We start from the raw sequence: 17,550 nt of genomic DNA on the forward strand, positions 1-17,550 counted from the left end.
CGGTTATTCCAGGCCAGAAAAGTATCCCGGCAGCCTAATGGGTTGGTCAGAATTTGTCAGTGTAAGAGACTTCAATGATGCGTTTTTGCTGCCTGTGGGTTATCGGCTGGTTGTGTTTTCCCTTGATGGGCTGGGCGGCGTCTGCGCCTGCGGCGCATGCAGTGTCATTGACCGCCAGCGAGCAGCAGTGGCTGGCGCAGCACCGAGAGTTGCGCGTCGGTCTGGTCCTGCAGGCGCCGTACGCGCAATACGACCGGCGCTTGCAGCGACTGTCCGGGGCCAACGTCGAATTGATGAAGTCACTGGCCAAGACGTTGAACGTCGAGTTGAGCTGGCGCAATTTTCAGGATCTGGCGCAACTGGAAGACGCTGCCCGCGAAGGCGAAATCGACATCGCCCCGGGGCTGACCCAGACCCCGGGCGCGCTGCGTCTGTGGCTGTTTTCCGATCCGTACATGCGCGTGCCGCAACTGGTGGTCAGCGATCAGAAGAGCAGCGGCGTGGTGGAGCTGGAGAAAGTCGACAGCCTGGCCCGCGTCGCCGTGCGCATGCCCAGCGCCACCGCCGATTATCTGCGCAGCAATTATCCGCACCTGAATCTGCAAGGCGTGCCGCTGGAGCGACAGGCGCTGCAACTGTTGTTGAGTCAGCAGGCGTCTTACGCCGTGGTGGATGAAGCGCAGCTCGGGCGCTTGTCCGCCGAACCTGAGTTCGCCGGGTTGGTGGTGGTCGGTGATATCGGCCTGCCGCAATTGCTGCGGGTCGCCACGCGACGCGACTGGCCGCAGCTGGCCGGGATTGTCGAAAGCGCCTTGCGAGCGATCCCGGCCAAGGATCTGGAGCGCCTGCACACGCAATGGCTGCAACCCAAATATCCGCGTCTGTCGGAGTCGCCGGGATTCTGGCAGAACCTGAGCCTGTTGTTCGCCGTGCTACTCCTCAGTTGCATCGCCATCGTCTGGTGGCAGCGCCGCCAGCAACACAGCCTTGAGCAGCGGTTACGGTCGGCGCGAGAAGACATCGCCCTGCGCGCGGCCAGTGAAGAAGCCTTGCGCCTGACCCAGTTTTCCATCGATCAAAGCACCGTTGGCATTCTCTGGGTCAACTGGGACAGCCATGTGCGCTACGCCAATCGTGCGGCGGAAAGCATGCTCGGTTACCCACAGGGCGCGCTCATCGAGCGGCCGCTGATCGACTTCGAACCCGGCCTGCACATGGACCGCTGGCTCAACCTGTGGAAACGCGCGCGGGCCAGTGAAGAAGGGCCGCTGAGCTTTGAAACCAGCTGCGTGCGTGCCGATGGCAGTGTCCTGCCGGCGGACGTCTCGCTGAGTTTCCTGCGGTTTCGCGACAGCGAGTATCTGGTGGTTTATCTCACCGACGTCACCGAGCGTCGCCGCGCCCTGGCCGCCTTGCAGGAAAGTGAGGCGCGCCTGCAAGGCATTGCCGCCATCGCGCACCGTGACATGGGCCTGCGCAGTCTGGTGCATCCCGACGACAGGGCCAGTTACCACCAGACTCAGGATCAGGCGCTGGACACCGACAGTGACTGGTCGTGGCAGGGCCGCATCCTCACCCGTCAGGGCGAACAGCGCTGGGCCGAGATCAAGGCGATCACCCGGCAACTGGAGGACGGCGCCTATGTCTGGGACGGCATCGTCTGGGACATCAGCGAAAGCAAGCGCATCGAACTGGAACTGGCCGCGTCCCGTGAGCAGTTGCGCGAATTGTCGGCGCACCTGGAAAGCGTGCGTGAAGAAGAGAAGGCGCGCATTGCCCGGGAAGTACACGATGAGCTGGGGCAGATGCTCACGGTGCTGAAACTGGAAACCTCGATGTGCGAGCTGGCCTATGCGCAACTCGACCCGGGGCTGAACGAGCGGCTCAACAGCATGAAGCGCCTGATCGCCCAGTTGTTCCAGTTGGTGCGCGATGTGGCGACGGCGCTGCGCCCGCCGATCCTCGATGCCGGGATCGCCTCGGCGATTGAATGGCAGGCGCGGCGGTTCGAGGCGCGCACGCAGATTCCGTGTCTGGTGCAGGTGCCGGACAATCTGCCGGCGCTCAGCGATGCCAAGGCGATCGGGCTGTTCCGGATTCTGCAGGAAGCGCTGACCAATGTGATGCGGCATGCCCAGGCGCATACTGTGGAATTGACGCTGGCGCTGGAAGGCGACGAATTGTGTCTGACGGTCAGCGACGATGGCGTAGGCTTTGTCGCGGCGGCCGATCGGCCGACGTCCTTCGGCTTGGTCGGCATGCGCGAGCGGGTGCTGATCATGGGCGGGCGCTTGCTGCTTGAGAGTGAGCCGGGGGAGGGCACCAGTCTGAATGTGTGGGTGCCGGTGGATCGCTGAAAGATCGCAACCTGCGGCAGCTCCTGCATTGATCGCGTTCCCCTGTCGGAGCTGCCGCAGGCTGCGATCTTTTGCCGTTAAAAACCACAACCGAGGAGAGTGCAAGTGATCCGTGTACTGGTAGCCGAAGACCACACCATCGTCCGTGAAGGGATCAAGCAATTGATCGGCCTGGCCAAGGATCTGCAAGTGGTGGGGGAGGCGAGCAATGGCGAGCAGTTGCTGGAAACCCTGCGCAGCGTGCCGTGCGAGGTGGTGCTGCTGGACATCTCGATGCCCGGGGTCAACGGGTTGGAGGCGATCCCGCGGATCCGTGCGCTGAACAATCCGCCGGCGATTCTGGTGCTGTCGATGCATGACGAAGCACAGATGGCCGCCCGCGCTCTGAAGGTGGGCGCGGCGGGGTATGCGACCAAGGACAGTGATCCGGCGTTGTTGCTGACGGCCATCCGCAAGGTGGCGGCCGGCGGGCGCTACATCGACCCGGAGCTGGCCGACCGAATGGTCTTTGAAGTCGGTCTGACTGACACGCGTCCACTGCATTCGCTGCTGTCCGAGCGCGAGTTCTCGGTGTTCGAACGCCTGGCCCAGGGGGCCAACGTCAACGACATCGCCCAGCAACTGGCCCTGAGCAGCAAGACCATCAGCACCCACAAGGCGCGGTTGATGCAGAAGCTCAACATCACTTCGCTGGCCGAACTGGTCAAATACGCGATGGAACACAAACTCCTCTGACGTTCACCGCAATCAAAACTGTAGGAGTGAGCCTGCTCGCGATAGCTTTCTGTCAGGCAGTACTACAGCGACTGGGCCACCGCTATCGCGAGCAGGCTCACTCCTACAGGGGACCTCCTTCAAATTCGTGAATGGAGGCATATCTGTTAGCGACAACCGCTTTTGCCTGTTCTTGCGGCTCGTAGCTTGTCGCTTGCCGCTGCGTTTGCCAAAACGCGCCATCCTTGTAGGGCAATCCCTACCCCCAACCTTCCATCCGGCTGAGGTGATTCTCTCCTGCGCCCCGATTTGCGCGGCTGGCGCCAGCCACTAGGCTTAATCCACAGCAGTTACCAATAACAAAGGTGTGGGTATGAGCCAGGTCGATTCAAACGCAGGGGCCAGTGACGTGCTGGTCAGCTTTCGTGGAGTGCAGAAGAGCTACGACGGCGAGAACCTGATCGTCAAAGACCTTAACCTGGACATTCGCAAAGGCGAGTTCCTGACCCTGCTCGGGCCGTCCGGTTCCGGCAAGACCACCAGCCTGATGATGCTCGCCGGGTTCGAAACGCCGACCGCCGGCGAGATTCTGCTGGCCTGGCGCGCGATCAACAACGTGCCGCCGCACAAGCGTGACATCGGCATGGTGTTCCAGAACTACGCGCTGTTCCCGCACATGACCGTCGCCGAGAACCTCGCCTTCCCGCTGACCGTACGCGGTCTGAACAAGAGCGATGTCAGCGACAAGGTCAAGAAAGTCCTCAGCATGGTCCAGCTCGACGCCTTTGCTTCGCGTTATCCGGCGCAACTCTCCGGTGGCCAGCAACAGCGGGTGGCGCTGGCCCGGGCGCTGGTGTTCGAACCGCAACTGGTGTTGATGGACGAACCGCTGGGCGCGCTCGACAAGCAACTGCGCGAACACATGCAGATGGAGATCAAACACCTGCACCAGCGCCTCGGCGTGACCGTGGTCTACGTGACCCACGACCAGGGCGAAGCCCTGACCATGTCCGACCGCGTGGCCGTGTTCCATCAGGGCGAGATTCAGCAGATCGCCCCGCCGCGCACCCTCTACGAAGAGCCGAAAAACACCTTTGTCGCCAACTTCATCGGCGAGAACAACCGCCTCAATGGCCGCCTGCTCAGCCAGAGCGGTGAGCGCTGCGTGGTCGAGCTGGGCCGTGGCGAGAAGGTCGAGGCGCTGGCGGTCAATGTCGGCCAGACCGGCGAACCGGTGACCCTGTCGATCCGTCCGGAACGCGTCAGCCTCAATGGCTCGAGCGACCAATGCGTCAACCGCTTCTCAGGGAGGGTGGCGGAATTCATCTATCTGGGCGACCACGTCCGGGTGCGCCTGGAAGTCTGCGGCAAGACCGACTTCTTCGTGAAACAGCCGATTGCCGAGCTCGATCCAGCGCTCGCGGTCGGGGACGTGGTACCGCTTGGCTGGCAGGTCGAGCACGTTCGCGCGCTTGATCCGCTGTTAGAGGCGAACTGATCGCCCCCCGCAATACCAACACCAACCCTGCACGTGGAGAGAACAATAAATGTTGAGATCCCTGAAGTTCACCGCCCTGACCCTGGGCCTGATGGGTGCGGCCAGCGCAATGGCCGCGGGCCCCGATTTGACTGTGGTGTCGTTTGGCGGGGCGAACAAGGCTGCGCAGGTCAAAGCCTTCTATGCACCGTGGGAAGCGGCGGGCAACGGTAAGATCATCGCCGGCGAGTACAACGGCGAAATGGCCAAGGTCAAAGCCATGGTCGACACCAAGAGCGTGTCGTGGGACCTGGTGGAAGTCGAATCGCCGGAATTGGCCCGTGGCTGCGATGAAGACATGTTCGAACCGCTGGACCCGGCGCTGTTCGGCAAGTCCGAAGATTACGTCAAGGGCGCGATCCAGCCTTGCGGCGTGGGCTTCTTCGTTTGGTCGACCGTGCTGGCCTACAACGCCGACAAGCTGAAAACCGCGCCGACCAGCTGGGCCGATTTCTGGGACACCAAGAAATTCCCGGGTAAGCGTGGCCTGCGCAAAGGCGCCAAGTACACCCTGGAATTCGCTTTGATGGCCGATGGCGTGGCGCCGAAAGACGTCTACAAAGTGCTGGCCGGCAAGGACGGTCAGGACCGTGCGTTCAAGAAGCTCGATGAACTCAAACCAAGCATCCAGTGGTGGGAAGCCGGCGCGCAACCGCCGCAGTACCTCGCTTCCGGTGACGTGGTCATGAGCTCGGCCTACAACGGCCGTATCGCTGCGGTGCAGAAAGAGTCCAACCTGAAAGTGGTGTGGAACGGCGGTATCTACGACTTCGACGCGTGGGCCATCCCGAAAGGTCTGGACAAGACCCGCGCCGAAGCAGCGAAGAAATTCATCGCCTACTCGGTCCAGCCGCAACAGCAGAAGACCTACTCGGAAAACATCGCCTACGGCCCGGCCAACACCCAAGCCGTTCCGCTGCTGAGCAAGGACGTGCTGAAAGACATGCCGACCACCCCGGAAAACATCGCCAACCAGGTGCAGATCGACGTCAGCTTCTGGGCTGACAACGGCGAGCAACTGGAACAGCGCTTCAATTCCTGGGCGGCGAAATAACCCGGCTCCACCTGGATGGGGGCTCTTGTGGCGAGGGAGCTTGCTCCCGCTTGACCGGGCTGGCGCACCAGTGCGCAGCACTCACAAAATTGGCAGTGCCAACACAATTTTGGGGCCGCTTCGCAGCCCAGCGCGAGCAAGCTCGCTCGCCACAGGGAGTCGCCATCCTCAGGCAGGGTGTTTCAACACAACAGAGGTGGTTCGCCACCTCTGTAACGATCAAAGATTTGCGGAGTACGTCATGGCCATCGCCGTTCCCCTGAACGAGGGCGCCAGCCCCACCTTGAAGCAGAAGCTCAAGCGCGCCGAGCGGGTCAACCGCTGGAAAGCCCAGGCGTTGATTGCGCCGCTGGTGCTGTTTCTGTTGTTGGTGTTCCTGGTGCCGATCGTGGCGCTGCTCTACAAAAGCGTCGGCAACCCGGAAGTGGTCGGTGGCATGCCGCGCACCGTGGCGGCCATCGCCAGTTGGGACGGCCGCGGCCTGCCCGCTGAACCGGTGTACAAAGCGGCGGGTGAAGACCTTGCCGAAGCCCGGAAAAACCAGACGCTGGGCGATCTGTCCAAGCGCTTGAACATGGAGTTGGCCGGCTATCGCAGCCTGCTGACCAAAACGGCCCGGGCGCTGCCGTTTGCCAGCGAACCGGCCTCCTATAAAGAAGCACTCGAAGGCCTCGATGAGCGCTGGGGCGATCCGGCCTACTGGCAAGCGGTCAAGCGCAACACCAGCAGCATCACCCCGTACTACCTGCTGGCGGCAGTCGATCATCGTATCGACGACCTTGGCGAACTGGCCCCGGCCACCCCGGATCAGGCGATCTATCTCGACATCTTCGCCCGCACCTTCTGGATGGGCCTGGTCATCACCGTGATCTGCCTGTTCCTGGCGTATCCACTGGCCTATCTGCTGGCCAACCTGCCGTCACGCCAGAGCAACCTGCTGATGATTCTGGTGCTGCTGCCGTTCTGGACCTCGATTCTGGTGCGGGTCGCGGCGTGGATCGTGTTGCTGCAATCGGGCGGGCTGATCAACAGCGCACTGATGGCGATGGGCATCATCGATAAACCGCTGGAGCTGGTGTTCAACCGCACCGGGGTCTACATCTCGATGGTGCACATCCTGCTGCCGTTCATGATTCTGCCGATCTACAGCGTGATGAAAGGCATCTCGCCGACTTACATGCGCGCCGCCATCTCGCTGGGCTGCCACCCGTTCGCCAGCTTCTGGCGGGTGTACTTCCCGCAGACCTATGCCGGTGTCGGCGCCGGGTGCCTGTTGGTGTTCATCCTCGCCATCGGCTACTACATCACCCCGGCGCTGCTCGGCAGCCCGAACGATCAAATGGTCAGCTACTTCGTCGCGTTCTACACCAACACCAGCATCAACTGGGGCATGGCCACCGCGTTGGGCGGCTTGCTGCTGCTGGCGACCGTGGTGCTTTATCTGATCTACAGCTGGCTGGTGGGCGCCAGTCGCCTGCGCCTGAGCTAAGGGGAATTTGAAATGCTGAGTCCTTACATGTCGCCCATCGAACGGGTGTGGTTCTACAGCTTGCGGATTCTCTGCGGCCTGATCCTGCTGTTTCTGATTCTGCCGGTGCTGGTGATCGTGCCGCTGTCGTTCAACTCGGGCAGCTTCCTGGTGTATCCGCTGCAGGGCTTCTCCCTGCACTGGTATCAGGACTTCTTCGCCTCGGCCGAATGGATGCGTTCGCTGAAGAACAGCATCATCGTCGCCCCCGCCGCAACGGTGCTGGCGATGGTCTTCGGGACATTGGCCGCGATCGGCCTGACCCGTGGCGACTTCCCCGGCAAATCGCTGGTGATGGCGCTGGTGATTTCGCCGATGGTGGTGCCGGTGGTGATCATCGGTGTCGCCAGTTATCTGTTCTTCGCGCCGCTGGGGCTGGGCAACAGTTTCTTTTCGCTGATCGTGGTCCACGCGGTGCTGGGTGTACCGTTCGTGATCATCACCGTGTCGGCGACGTTGCAGGGTTTCAACCACAACCTGGTGCGGGCGGCAGCGAGCCTCGGGGCTTCGCCGCTGACCACGTTCCGCCGGGTGACCCTGCCGCTGATTGCTCCCGGGGTGATTTCCGGGGCGCTGTTCGCCTTTGCGACGTCATTCGACGAGGTGGTGGTGACGCTGTTCCTCGCCGGCCCGGAGCAAGCGACGTTGCCACGGCAGATGTTCAGCGGGATCCGCGAGAACCTCAGCCCGACGATTGCCGCTGCGGCAACCTTGCTGATTGCGTTCTCGGTAATTCTGCTGCTGACTCTTGAATGGCTGCGCGGCCGCAGCGAAAAACTGCGTACCGCTCAGGTCTGACGCTGATCCCCTGTAGGAGCTGCCGAAGGCTGCGATCTTTTGATCTTAAAAACAAAATCAAAAGATCGCAGCCTTCGGCAGCTCCTACAGGGGGTAATTGTTTAAAGGACTCTCGCGGTCATTCATGCCCTGAATACCAGACAACCCCAAACCCTCAGCTACGCTTGTGCTCAGCTCCCAGATCTATAAGAGGCTGCGCACGATGAGTCTGTCCCAGTTCAAAATCGCTCACAAACTGATCACCGGCGCCGGGGCCATCGAGCAACTGGCGGCGGAACTCGCTCGCCTGGATATCGACAACCCACTGATCGTCACCGACGCCGCGCTGGTCAAGTCTGGCACCGTGGAGCTGGCGCTGTGCCAATTGGGCGGTCGTGACTACGAGATTTTCGACCGTGTGCTGCCGGACCCGGAAATCGCCATCGTCGAAGATTGCATGCGCGTGTACCGCGAGGGCGGGCATGACGGCTTGATCGGCCTTGGCGGTGGCAGTGCCATCGACATCGCCAAAAGCGTGGCGGCGTACGCCGGTTACCACGGCGCGCTGGAGGACCTGTTCGGCGTCGATCAGGTGCCGCGCAAAGGCCCGCCGTTGATCGCTATCCCGACCACTGCCGGCACCGGTTCGGAAGTGACCAACGTGGCGATTCTTTCCGACAAGGTCGCGCAACTGAAGAAAGGCATCGTCAGCGACTATCTATTACCGGACGTCGCGCTGGTCAGCCCGCAAATGACCCTGACCTGCCCGCGCAGCGTCACCGCCGCCAGTGGCGTCGATGCGCTGGTGCATGCCATCGAATCCTATCTGTCGCTCAACGCCTCGCCGATCACCGACTCGCTGGCCATTGGCGCGATCAAACTGATCGCCGGGGCGCTGCCCAAGGCTTACGCCAACGGCGCTAATCTGCAGGCCCGCGAAGACATGGCCACCGCCAGCCTGATGGCCGGCATGGCGTTCGGCAATGCCGGGGTCGGCGCGGTGCATGCGCTGGCGTATCCGCTGGGCGGGCGTTTCAACATCGCCCACGGCGTCAGTAACGCCTTGCTGCTGCCGTATGTCATGACCTGGAACAAGATGGCCTGCGTCGAGCGCATGCAGGATATCGCCGAAGCCATGGGGGTGAAGGCCGCCCATCTGAGTGCCTCGGAGGCAGCGGATAAAGCCGTGCAGGCCATGACTGAACTGTGTGCGGCGGTGGAGATTCCTGCCGGGCTGCGCAGCTTTGGTGTGCCGCAAGAGGCGATCCCGGCCATGGCCGTGGAGGCCGCGGGGATCGAGCGTTTGATGCGCAACAACCCGCGCAAGCTCAGCGCTGCGGACATCGAAAAGATCTACCGCGCGGCTTACTGAGTCGCGCTCGGTCACCACTCATGGCACAACCCAATCATCGCGGTTACGGTGCGCGCGTCAAAGCATGAGGCTACAATGCGCGCCATCGTGATTTAGCTCAGAAAAGGTGCGTCATGCAGCCCTTCGTAATTGCTCCGTCGATTCTCTCCGCCGACTTCGCCCGCCTCGGCGAAGAAGTGGACAACGTTCTGGCCGCCGGTGCCGACTTCGTTCACTTCGATGTCATGGACAACCACTACGTGCCGAACCTGACCATCGGTCCGATGGTTTGCGCGGCACTGCGCAAGTACGGCATCACCGCGCCGATCGACGCTCACCTGATGGTCAGCCCGGTGGATCGCATCGTCGGCGACTTCATCGAGGCCGGCGCCACCTACATCACCTTCCACCCGGAAGCCACGCTGCACGTCGATCGTTCGCTGCAACTGATCCGTGAGGGCGGCTGCAAATCCGGTCTGGTGTTCAACCCGGCGACCCCGCTGGACGTGCTCAAGTACGTGATCGACAAGGTCGACATGGTCTTGCTGATGAGCGTCAACCCAGGCTTCGGCGGGCAGAAATTCATCCCCGGCACCCTCGACAAATTGCGCGAAGCGCGGGCGATCATCGATGCTTCGGGGCGCGACATCCGTCTGGAAATCGACGGCGGCGTCAACGTCAACAACATCCGTGAAATCGCCGCGGCCGGTGCGGACACCTTCGTCGCCGGCTCGGCGATCTTCAATGCGCCGAACTATCAGGAAGTCATCGACAAGATGCGTTCCGAACTGGCGCTGGCGCGCCCATGAGCGGTTTTGAGCAGCTGTTCCCGGGGCAACTGCCACGGTTGGTGATGTTCGATCTGGATGGCACGCTGATCGACTCGGTTCCCGACCTGGCGGCGGCGGTGGACACCATGCTGCTCTCCCTCGGCCGCAAGCCTGCCGGCATCGCGTCGGTGCGCGAGTGGGTCGGCAATGGCGCCCCGGTGCTGGTGCGCCGGGCGCTGGCCGGCGGCATCGATCATTCGGCGGTGGATGACGTCGAGGCCGAGCACGCGCTGGAAGTGTTCATGGACGCCTACGGCGCGAGCCATGAGCTGACCGTGGTCTATCCCGGCGTGCGCGACACCCTCAAATGGCTGCACAAGCAGGGCGTGGCGATGGCGCTGATCACCAACAAGCCGGAGCGTTTTGTCGCGCCGCTGCTGGATCAGATGAAGATCGGCCGCTACTTCAAGTGGATCATCGGCGGCGACACCCTGCCGCAGAAGAAGCCCGACCCGGCTGCGCTGTTCTTCGTGATGAAAATGGCCAACATCCCGGCCTCGCAATCGCTGTTCGTCGGCGACTCGCGCAGCGACGTGCTGGCGGCGAAAGCGGCAGGGGTCAAGTGCGTGGCGCTGAGCTATGGCTACAACCATGGCCGGCCGATTGCCGAGGAATCCCCGGCGCTGGTGATCGATGATCTGCGCAAGCTAATTCCCGGTTGCCTCGGTACAGCCGCTGAGATAACGTTGGCCGACGCTTCTCAATCCCATTCTGGAAACGCCATCGTGGTGGTCACCCGCAAACTCTGGATGAAAGTCATCAAGGCCCTGGCCCGCTGGCGTTGGCGCGCCTGACTGATTCCTGGCCGGCTCGCCGGCGCGTTTGCATACCTGACTGTTAGCACCTCACACCACGAGGCACCTCATGATCCGCGAAGAATTCCTGCGCTTGGCCGCTGACGGCTACAACCGCATTCCGTTGGCCTGCGAAACCCTGGCCGACTTCGACACGCCGCTGTCGATCTACCTGAAACTGGCCGACCAGCCCAACTCCTACCTGCTCGAATCGGTGCAGGGCGGCGAGAAATGGGGCCGTTACTCGATCATCGGCCTGCCGTGCCGCACCGTGCTGCGGGTTCATGACCATCACGTGAGCATCACCGTCGATGGCGTCGAGACCGAAAGCCATGACGTCGAAGACCCGCTGGCCTTCGTTGAAACCTTCAAGGCCCGTTACAACGTGCCGACCATCGCCGGTCTGCCGCGCTTCAACGGGGGCCTGGTCGGTTACTTCGGTTATGACTGTGTGCGCTACGTGGAAAAGCGTCTGGGCAAATGCCCGAACCCGGATCCGCTGGGCGTGCCGGACATTCTGCTGATGGTCTCCGATGCGGTGGTGGTGTTCGACAACCTCGCCGGCAAGATGCACGCCATCGTCCTGGCCGACCCGGCGCAAGCCGATGCTTACGAGCAGGGCCAGGCGCAATTGCAGGAACTGTTGGAAAAGCTGCGCCAGCCGATCACGCCGCGCCGTGGCCTGGACTTCAGCAAGCAGCAAGCGGCTGATCCGGTGTTTCGCTCCAGTTTCACTCAGAGCGACTACGAAAAAGCCGTCGACACCATCAAGGAATACATCCTTGCCGGTGACTGCATGCAGGTTGTGCCGTCGCAGCGTATGTCGATCGACTTCAAGGCCGCACCGATCGATCTGTACCGCGCACTGCGCTGCTTCAACCCGACGCCGTACATGTACTTCTTCAACTTCGGCGACTTCCACGTCGTTGGCAGTTCGCCGGAAGTGCTGGTGCGGGTCGAAGACAACCTGATCACCGTGCGCCCGATTGCCGGTACCCGCCCGCGTGGCGCCACCGAAGAAGCCGATCTGGCGCTGGAAGAGGACCTGCTGTCGGACGACAAGGAAATCGCCGAGCACTTGATGCTGATCGATCTGGGTCGTAACGACACCGGTCGTGTCTCGGAAATCGGCTCGGTGAAACTCACCGAGAAAATGGTCATCGAGCGTTATTCCAACGTGATGCACATCGTCTCCAACGTCACCGGCCAGTTGAAGGCCGGGCTGACGGCAATGGATGCACTGCGGGCGATTCTGCCGGCGGGTACCTTGTCTGGCGCACCGAAGATTCGCGCGATGGAAATCATCGACGAACTGGAGCCGGTCAAGCGTGGCGTGTATGGCGGGGCGGTCGGTTACTTCGCCTGGAACGGCAACATGGACACCGCGATTGCAATTCGTACCGCGGTGATCAAGAACGGTGAACTGCACGTACAGGCCGGTGGCGGCATCGTGGCCGACTCGGTGCCGGCGCTGGAATGGGAAGAAACCCTGAACAAGCGCCGCGCGATGTTCCGCGCGGTGGCCCTGGCCGAGCAAACCCCGGAAAGCTGAGTCCACACAATCCTCCTCTGTGGGAGCGAGCTTGTGTTTAGGCCATGAAAAACGCGGCGCCCGTAAGGACGCCGCGTTTTTTGTATTTGCGCTAACCCTGTAGGAGCTGGCGCAGCCTGCGATTTTTTGCTTTTCAGCCTCAGAAATCGAGGCTGACGCCGACGTTGACCCCTTGCTGGGTAAAGTCATCATCCTTGCGCACGTTGTAGCTGGCGCGCAGGGCCAGATCCGGAGTGAGCTTGTGGCTCACGCCCAGGTTCAGGCGATTGAGATTGGTCTGCGGCTCGTAGCCTTCGAGGGTGAAACGGTTGCCCGGCAGGCTGTTGAGGTTGATGGTCAGGTCCTGCCGGTCATCGTTGTACTCACGCTCGTGAGCGAATTCGCCGAACACTTCGGTCTGCGCGGTGATCTGGTATTTGCCCTGAATACCCACGCCCAGACGCCGGGAGTTGCGCGACTGGTCATCGAAAGTCAGCGCCGTGGAGTCCGCGCCTTTTTCCGAGTAACCATCCACTTCGGTCTTGCCGAAATCGGCGCTGACGAACGGCGACAGGTGCCACGGGCTGCTGGCCTGCTGCGCGATGTCGTAGCCGAGGCGGCCGCTGATCGCCAGTACGTAGCCGTCGGTATCGCCTTTTTCTCCACGCTCGTTGACCCCCAGCTGGAATTTACGCTTGAGGCTGTCGTAGTCGAGTTTGCCGGCGGTCATCGCCAGATCGCCCCACCAGCGGTTTTGCTGGTACTGGGCAAACGCGGTGCCCATGTAGGAATTGAGTTTGTATTCGGAGTCAGCGTCGCCGGCTTCGAGTTTCTGGTGGTAGAGACCGGCGGCCACACCCACACGCCAGGCTTCGTTGAGGCGATAGCTGCCGCCGATGTTCAGGTTGTAGCCGTTGCCGTCGGCACTGGCGGCGCTGTGCTGGCCGTCGAAATCCTGATGTTGACCGCCGCCGGCGACGATGGCGCGCCATTGGCCCACGGCCTGCCAGTTTTCCCAATCGGCCAGCCATTGGTTGCGCAGTTCATCCTGATGCGCGCGCAACGAACCTTGGGCCATTTCCGGGAGCAAGGTCAGCTCCCACGGTGCCGCCAGCAGCGAATAGGCGTAATCGGCAATCAGGCGCTGGCCGGTTTCGGTCGGGTGCACCGAGTCGTTGTAGATCAGCTTGGTCGGATCCGGGGTAGCGCTGTTGATGCCGTACTTGGCGTTCTCTGTGCAACTGTTGCCGCTGAAGCAGGTGGCCGTCAGGTTCTGATCCGTCGCGAGGCCGAACTGCGCCGGGTTGGCGAAGGCTTCTTTGAGCAGCACCGGAATGTTCAGCGGAATGATTTCAGCATTGATGCCCTGCAACTGGCTGACCAGTTCGGTGTTGAACTGGGCGCTGAGTTGCGAGGTGAAGCTCTGCAGCGGCGAGCCGTTGATCGCCGGGGTCAGGCCGATGTCCGGCAACAGCCAGACCATGATGTATTTGGCGCCGGCGCCTTGCAGTGTACGCACGCTATCGGCCAGGCGATCGGCTGCCGAGCTGGCCTGGTCGAGGCTGAGCACACGGCCCTGAAGGAAGTCGTTACCGCCTCCGGACAGGTAATACAGCGCGTTCGGATCGGCGCGCAAGCCGTTCGAAGGCAGGTAGCCACTGCGGGTGCGTTCGCCGGTGGCGGACTGCGTGGTGATCGAGTCGAGAATCTGGTCGGTGCGGTAACCGCCCACCGCCCAGTTGTTGCCGTCCGCCAAACCTTCACCAGCGCGTACAGCCGAGGACGAGGAGGCGGTCTGATCAGGGCTGAAGCCCAGTTTGCCGCCGATGATCTGGGTGGCGTTGAGGTTGCGGTTTTCGCCGGTGCCATCCTTGTAGAGTGGGCCTGTGCGATTGGTGTAGCGCTGGGTGGCGCCGGCCGGACCGCCGGTGTCCTTGAAGGTCCCGGCATCGTTCAGGCTGTCGCCGAAAACGATGAAATTGGAGTAGGGAGCGGGTGCTGCGTAGGCCTGGGCGCATGCCATGGCGAGCAGGCATCCGGCGAGCGGTACAAACAACGTCTGTTTGATCATGAGCAAGTCCGTTTATTTATTGTTGTAGGTGAACGAAACGACAGTACCAAAAACTTCCGGCCTTTTGCCATCGGTCGTGAACCCTGCAAAAGTTTGATCCCCCGCCGGCCCCGCCATATTGCACGCTCTGCCCAGCTAAGTTACTGTGCCGGAACGTATGAACGAGACCTTCCCCGTGTTGATCGTCAGCAAACTTCTGGATCAAGTCATCAAGGCACACGCCCGTTGGCGTTGGCGCGCCTGAATCTTTTCTGCCGGCCCGGCCGGATCTGTATCGCTTTGCCTTCCTTGCCCGTTTGAAATGCCGCTGTGCCGACGCTACCTGCGCGTCCGACATCGTGCAGCGCCCTGCGGGCAAGTCATCTGAAGGCTGTCTTCAAGTCAGAATTCAAGAGGTTCGAAACGCCATGTTGCTGATGATCGACAACTACGACTCCTTTACTTACAACGTTGTGCAATACCTCGGCGAGCTGGGTGCCGAGGTCAAGGTGGTGCGCAACGACGAGCTGACCATCGCCGAAATCGAAGCGCTCAACCCGGAGCGCATCGTGGTCTCCCCAGGCCCGTGCACACCGAGCGAAGCCGGCATCTCCATCGAAGCCATCAAACACTTTGCCGGCAAACTGCCGATCCTCGGCGTATGCCTGGGCCACCAGTCCATCGGTCAGGCCTTCGGCGGCGATGTGGTGCGTGCCCGTCAGGTGATGCACGGTAAGACTAGCCCGGTATTCCACGAGGACAAGGGTGTTTTCGCCGGTCTGAATCATCCGCTGACGGTTACCCGTTACCACTCGCTGATCGTCAAGCACGATACTTTGCCTGATTGTCTGGAGCTGACCGCATGGACCCAGCACGACGACGGCAGCGTCGACGAAATCATGGGCCTGCGGCACAAGACCCTGAACATTGAGGGCGTACAGTTCCACCCCGAGTCGATTCTGACCGAGCAGGGCCATGAACTGTTTGCCAACTTCCTCAAACAAACCGGCGGCACGCGCTAAGGACTTCCCATGAATATCAAGACAGCCCTGAGCCGTATCGTCGATCACCTCGACCTCAGCACCGACGAAATGCGCGACGTGATGCGCGAAATCATGACCGGCCAATGCACCGACGCGCAGATCGGCGCGTTCATGATGGCCATGCGCATGAAGAGCGAGAGCATCGACGAGATCGTCGGCGCCGTGTCGGTGATGCGCGAGCTGGCCGATCAGGTTGAACTCAAGACCCTCGACGGTGTGGTCGATGTAGTCGGCACCGGCGGTGACGGTGCGAACATCTTCAACGTCTCGACGGCTTCTTCCTTTGTCGTCGCGGCAGCCGGTTGCACCGTGGCCAAGCACGGCAACCGCGCGGTATCGGGCAAGAGCGGCAGCGCCGACTTGCTGGAAGCCGCCGGCATCTATCTGAACCTGACGCCGGTACAGGTTGCCCGTTGCATCGACAACGTCGGCATCGGTTTCATGTTTGCCCAGACCCATCACAAAGCCATGAAGTACGCCGCTGGCCCGCGCCGCGATCTCGGCCTGCGTACCCTGTTCAACATGCTCGGCCCGCTTACGAATCCGGCCGGTGTGAAACATCAGGTGGTGGGCGTGTTCACTCAGGCCTTGTGCCGGCCATTGGCCGAAGTCTTGCAGCGCCTGGGCAGCAAACACGTGCTGGTGGTGCATTCGAAGGACGGTCTGGACGAATTCAGTCTGGCTGCGCCGACCTATGTCGCCGAGTTGAAGAACAACGAAATCACTGAATATTGGGTCGAACCGGAAGATCTGGGCATGAAGAGCCAGAGCCTGCACGGTCTGTCGGTCGAAGGGCCGGAAGCGTCGCTGGCGCTGATCCGTGATGCACTGGGCAAGCGCAAGACCGAAAACGGCCAGAAAGCCGCTGAAATGATTGTGCTCAATGCCGGTGCAGCGCTGTACGCCGCCGACCTGGCCACAAGTTTGAAAGAAGGCGTGGCGCTTGCGCACGACGCTCTGCACACCGGCCTCGCTCGGGAAAAACTCGAGGAGTTGGGTGCCTTTACCGCGGTATTCAAAGTGGAGAATGAGGGATGAGTGTACCGACGGTTCTGGAAAACATTCTGGCGCGCAAAGTCCAGGAAGTCGCCGAGCGTAGCGCTCGCGTCAGCCTGAGCGAGCTGGAAAGTCTGGCCAAGGCGGCCGATGCACCCCGTGGTTTTGCCAAGGCATTGATCGATCAGGCCAAGACGAAACAGCCGGCAGTCATTGCGGAAATCAAGAAAGCCTCGCCAAGCAAAGGCGTGATTCGCGAGCACTTCGTACCTGCCGATATCGCCAGGAGCTACGAGAAGGGCGGGGCGACCTGCCTGTCGGTGCTGACCGACATTGATTACTTTCAAGGTGCCGATGCCTACCTGCAACAGGCCCGCGCCGCGTGCAAGCTGCCGGTGATCCGCAAGGACTTCATGATCGATCCGTACCAGATCGTCGAAGCCCGTGCGCTGGGCGCCGACTGCGTGCTGTTGATCGTCTCCGCACTGGACGACGTGAAAATGGCCGAGCTGGCCTCGGTCGCCAAAAGCGTCGGTCTCGATGTGCTGGTGGAGGTGCACGATGGTGATGAGCTGGAGCGCGCACTGAAAACCCTCGACACGCCACTGGTCGGGGTCAACAACCGTAATCTGCACACCTTCGACGTCAGCCTGGAAACCACCCTCGACCTGCTGCCGCGCATTCCCCGCGATCGTCTGGTGATCACCGAGAGCGGCATCCTCAACCGCGCTGATGTCGAGCTGATGGAAATCAGCGACGTCTACGCGTTCCTGGTGGGCGAGGCGTTCATGCGCGCCGAAAGCCCGGGCACCGAACTGCAGCGGCTGTTCTTCCCGGAGCGCGGTGTTCCGGTGAGTGGTTCGACCCTCGACTGACTCAGTCAGACCGAGTAGACGCCATCGCGAGCAGCCTCACGCCTACACTTGGAATGCGTTCCCCCTGTAGGCGTGAGCCTGCTCGCGATGACGACATAAGATTCACCTTAGAC

General features: G+C 61.7%; 14 protein-coding genes. 13 read left to right on the plus strand and 1 reads right to left on the minus strand.

The features are described from left to right. Nucleotides 1-74: 74 nt before the first annotated feature. From KKQ10_RS08110 to trpE, 10 genes are all read left to right on the plus strand, one after another. On the plus strand, nucleotides 75-2,357 hold the full coding sequence (locus tag KKQ10_RS08110) for a PAS domain-containing sensor histidine kinase (RefSeq protein ID WP_215500748.1): 2,283 nt from the start codon (nucleotides 75-77) through the stop codon (nucleotides 2,355-2,357). Nucleotides 2,358-2,462: 105 nt separating this feature from the next. Beyond that, a complete protein-coding gene (locus tag KKQ10_RS08115; protein ID WP_003228820.1) occupies nucleotides 2,463-3,092 on the plus strand; it encodes a response regulator in 630 nt (209 codons plus the stop codon). A gap of 352 nt (nucleotides 3,093-3,444) precedes the next feature. Continuing rightward, nucleotides 3,445-4,569, plus strand: coding sequence for an ABC transporter ATP-binding protein (locus KKQ10_RS08120; protein ID WP_215500749.1), 1,125 nt, complete (start codon nucleotides 3,445-3,447; stop codon nucleotides 4,567-4,569). A 49-nt stretch (nucleotides 4,570-4,618) separates the two neighbouring features. Next, complete coding sequence (locus KKQ10_RS08125; protein WP_215500750.1) at nucleotides 4,619-5,662, plus strand: ABC transporter substrate-binding protein; 1,044 nt, start codon at nucleotides 4,619-4,621, stop codon at nucleotides 5,660-5,662. Between the two features lie 241 nt (nucleotides 5,663-5,903). Then, entirely contained in the window at nucleotides 5,904-7,151 is a 1,248-nt protein-coding gene (locus KKQ10_RS08130; protein ID WP_127647774.1) for an ABC transporter permease, read from the plus strand. A gap of 12 nt (nucleotides 7,152-7,163) precedes the next feature. Continuing rightward, nucleotides 7,164-7,988, plus strand: a complete 825-nt coding sequence (locus KKQ10_RS08135) for an ABC transporter permease (protein WP_007966446.1) — start codon at nucleotides 7,164-7,166, stop codon at nucleotides 7,986-7,988. Between the two features lie 202 nt (nucleotides 7,989-8,190). Beyond that, nucleotides 8,191-9,339 carry an iron-containing alcohol dehydrogenase gene (locus KKQ10_RS08140; protein ID WP_215500751.1) on the plus strand — a complete coding sequence of 383 codons (1,149 nt, stop codon included), beginning with the start codon at nucleotides 8,191-8,193 and terminating at the stop codon, nucleotides 9,337-9,339. 113 nt (nucleotides 9,340-9,452) lie between these two features. Then, nucleotides 9,453-10,127 carry a ribulose-phosphate 3-epimerase gene (rpe, locus tag KKQ10_RS08145; RefSeq protein ID WP_003228808.1) on the plus strand — a complete coding sequence of 225 codons (675 nt, stop codon included), beginning with the start codon at nucleotides 9,453-9,455 and terminating at the stop codon, nucleotides 10,125-10,127. Continuing rightward, complete coding sequence (locus KKQ10_RS08150; RefSeq protein ID WP_215500752.1) at nucleotides 10,124-10,942, plus strand: phosphoglycolate phosphatase; 819 nt, start codon at nucleotides 10,124-10,126, stop codon at nucleotides 10,940-10,942. The genes rpe and KKQ10_RS08150 overlap by 4 nt, the downstream gene beginning before the upstream one ends. Before the next feature lie 70 nt (nucleotides 10,943-11,012). Further along, complete coding sequence (gene trpE, locus KKQ10_RS08155; RefSeq protein WP_003228804.1) at nucleotides 11,013-12,494, plus strand: anthranilate synthase component I; 1,482 nt, start codon at nucleotides 11,013-11,015, stop codon at nucleotides 12,492-12,494. Nucleotides 12,495-12,633: 139 nt separating this feature from the next. Here the strand turns inward: trpE and estP are convergent, their stop codons facing one another. After that, a complete protein-coding gene (gene estP, locus KKQ10_RS08160; protein WP_127647771.1) occupies nucleotides 12,634-14,544 on the minus strand; it encodes an esterase EstP in 1,911 nt (636 codons plus the stop codon). A gap of 407 nt (nucleotides 14,545-14,951) precedes the next feature. Here estP and KKQ10_RS08165 point away from each other — a divergent pair, with 407 nt between their 5' ends. The 3 genes from KKQ10_RS08165 to trpC are packed head-to-tail and all read left to right on the plus strand — an operon-like array spanning nucleotide 14,952 to nucleotide 17,437. Beyond that, nucleotides 14,952-15,545: an aminodeoxychorismate/anthranilate synthase component II gene (locus tag KKQ10_RS08165; RefSeq protein WP_127647770.1), complete on the plus strand. Its 594-nt coding sequence runs from the start codon at nucleotides 14,952-14,954 to the stop codon at nucleotides 15,543-15,545. A gap of 9 nt (nucleotides 15,546-15,554) precedes the next feature. Beyond that, a complete protein-coding gene (gene trpD, locus KKQ10_RS08170; protein ID WP_127647769.1) occupies nucleotides 15,555-16,604 on the plus strand; it encodes an anthranilate phosphoribosyltransferase in 1,050 nt (349 codons plus the stop codon). Then, a complete protein-coding gene (trpC, locus tag KKQ10_RS08175) occupies nucleotides 16,601-17,437 on the plus strand; it encodes an indole-3-glycerol phosphate synthase TrpC (protein ID WP_127647768.1) in 837 nt (278 codons plus the stop codon). The genes trpD and trpC overlap by 4 nt, the downstream gene beginning before the upstream one ends. Nucleotides 17,438-17,550 lie beyond the last annotated feature (113 nt).

It is taken from the genome of Pseudomonas sp. MG-9, assembly GCF_018729515.1.
In the GTDB taxonomy this organism is placed as follows: domain Bacteria; phylum Pseudomonadota; class Gammaproteobacteria; order Pseudomonadales; family Pseudomonadaceae; genus Aquipseudomonas; species Aquipseudomonas serboccidentalis.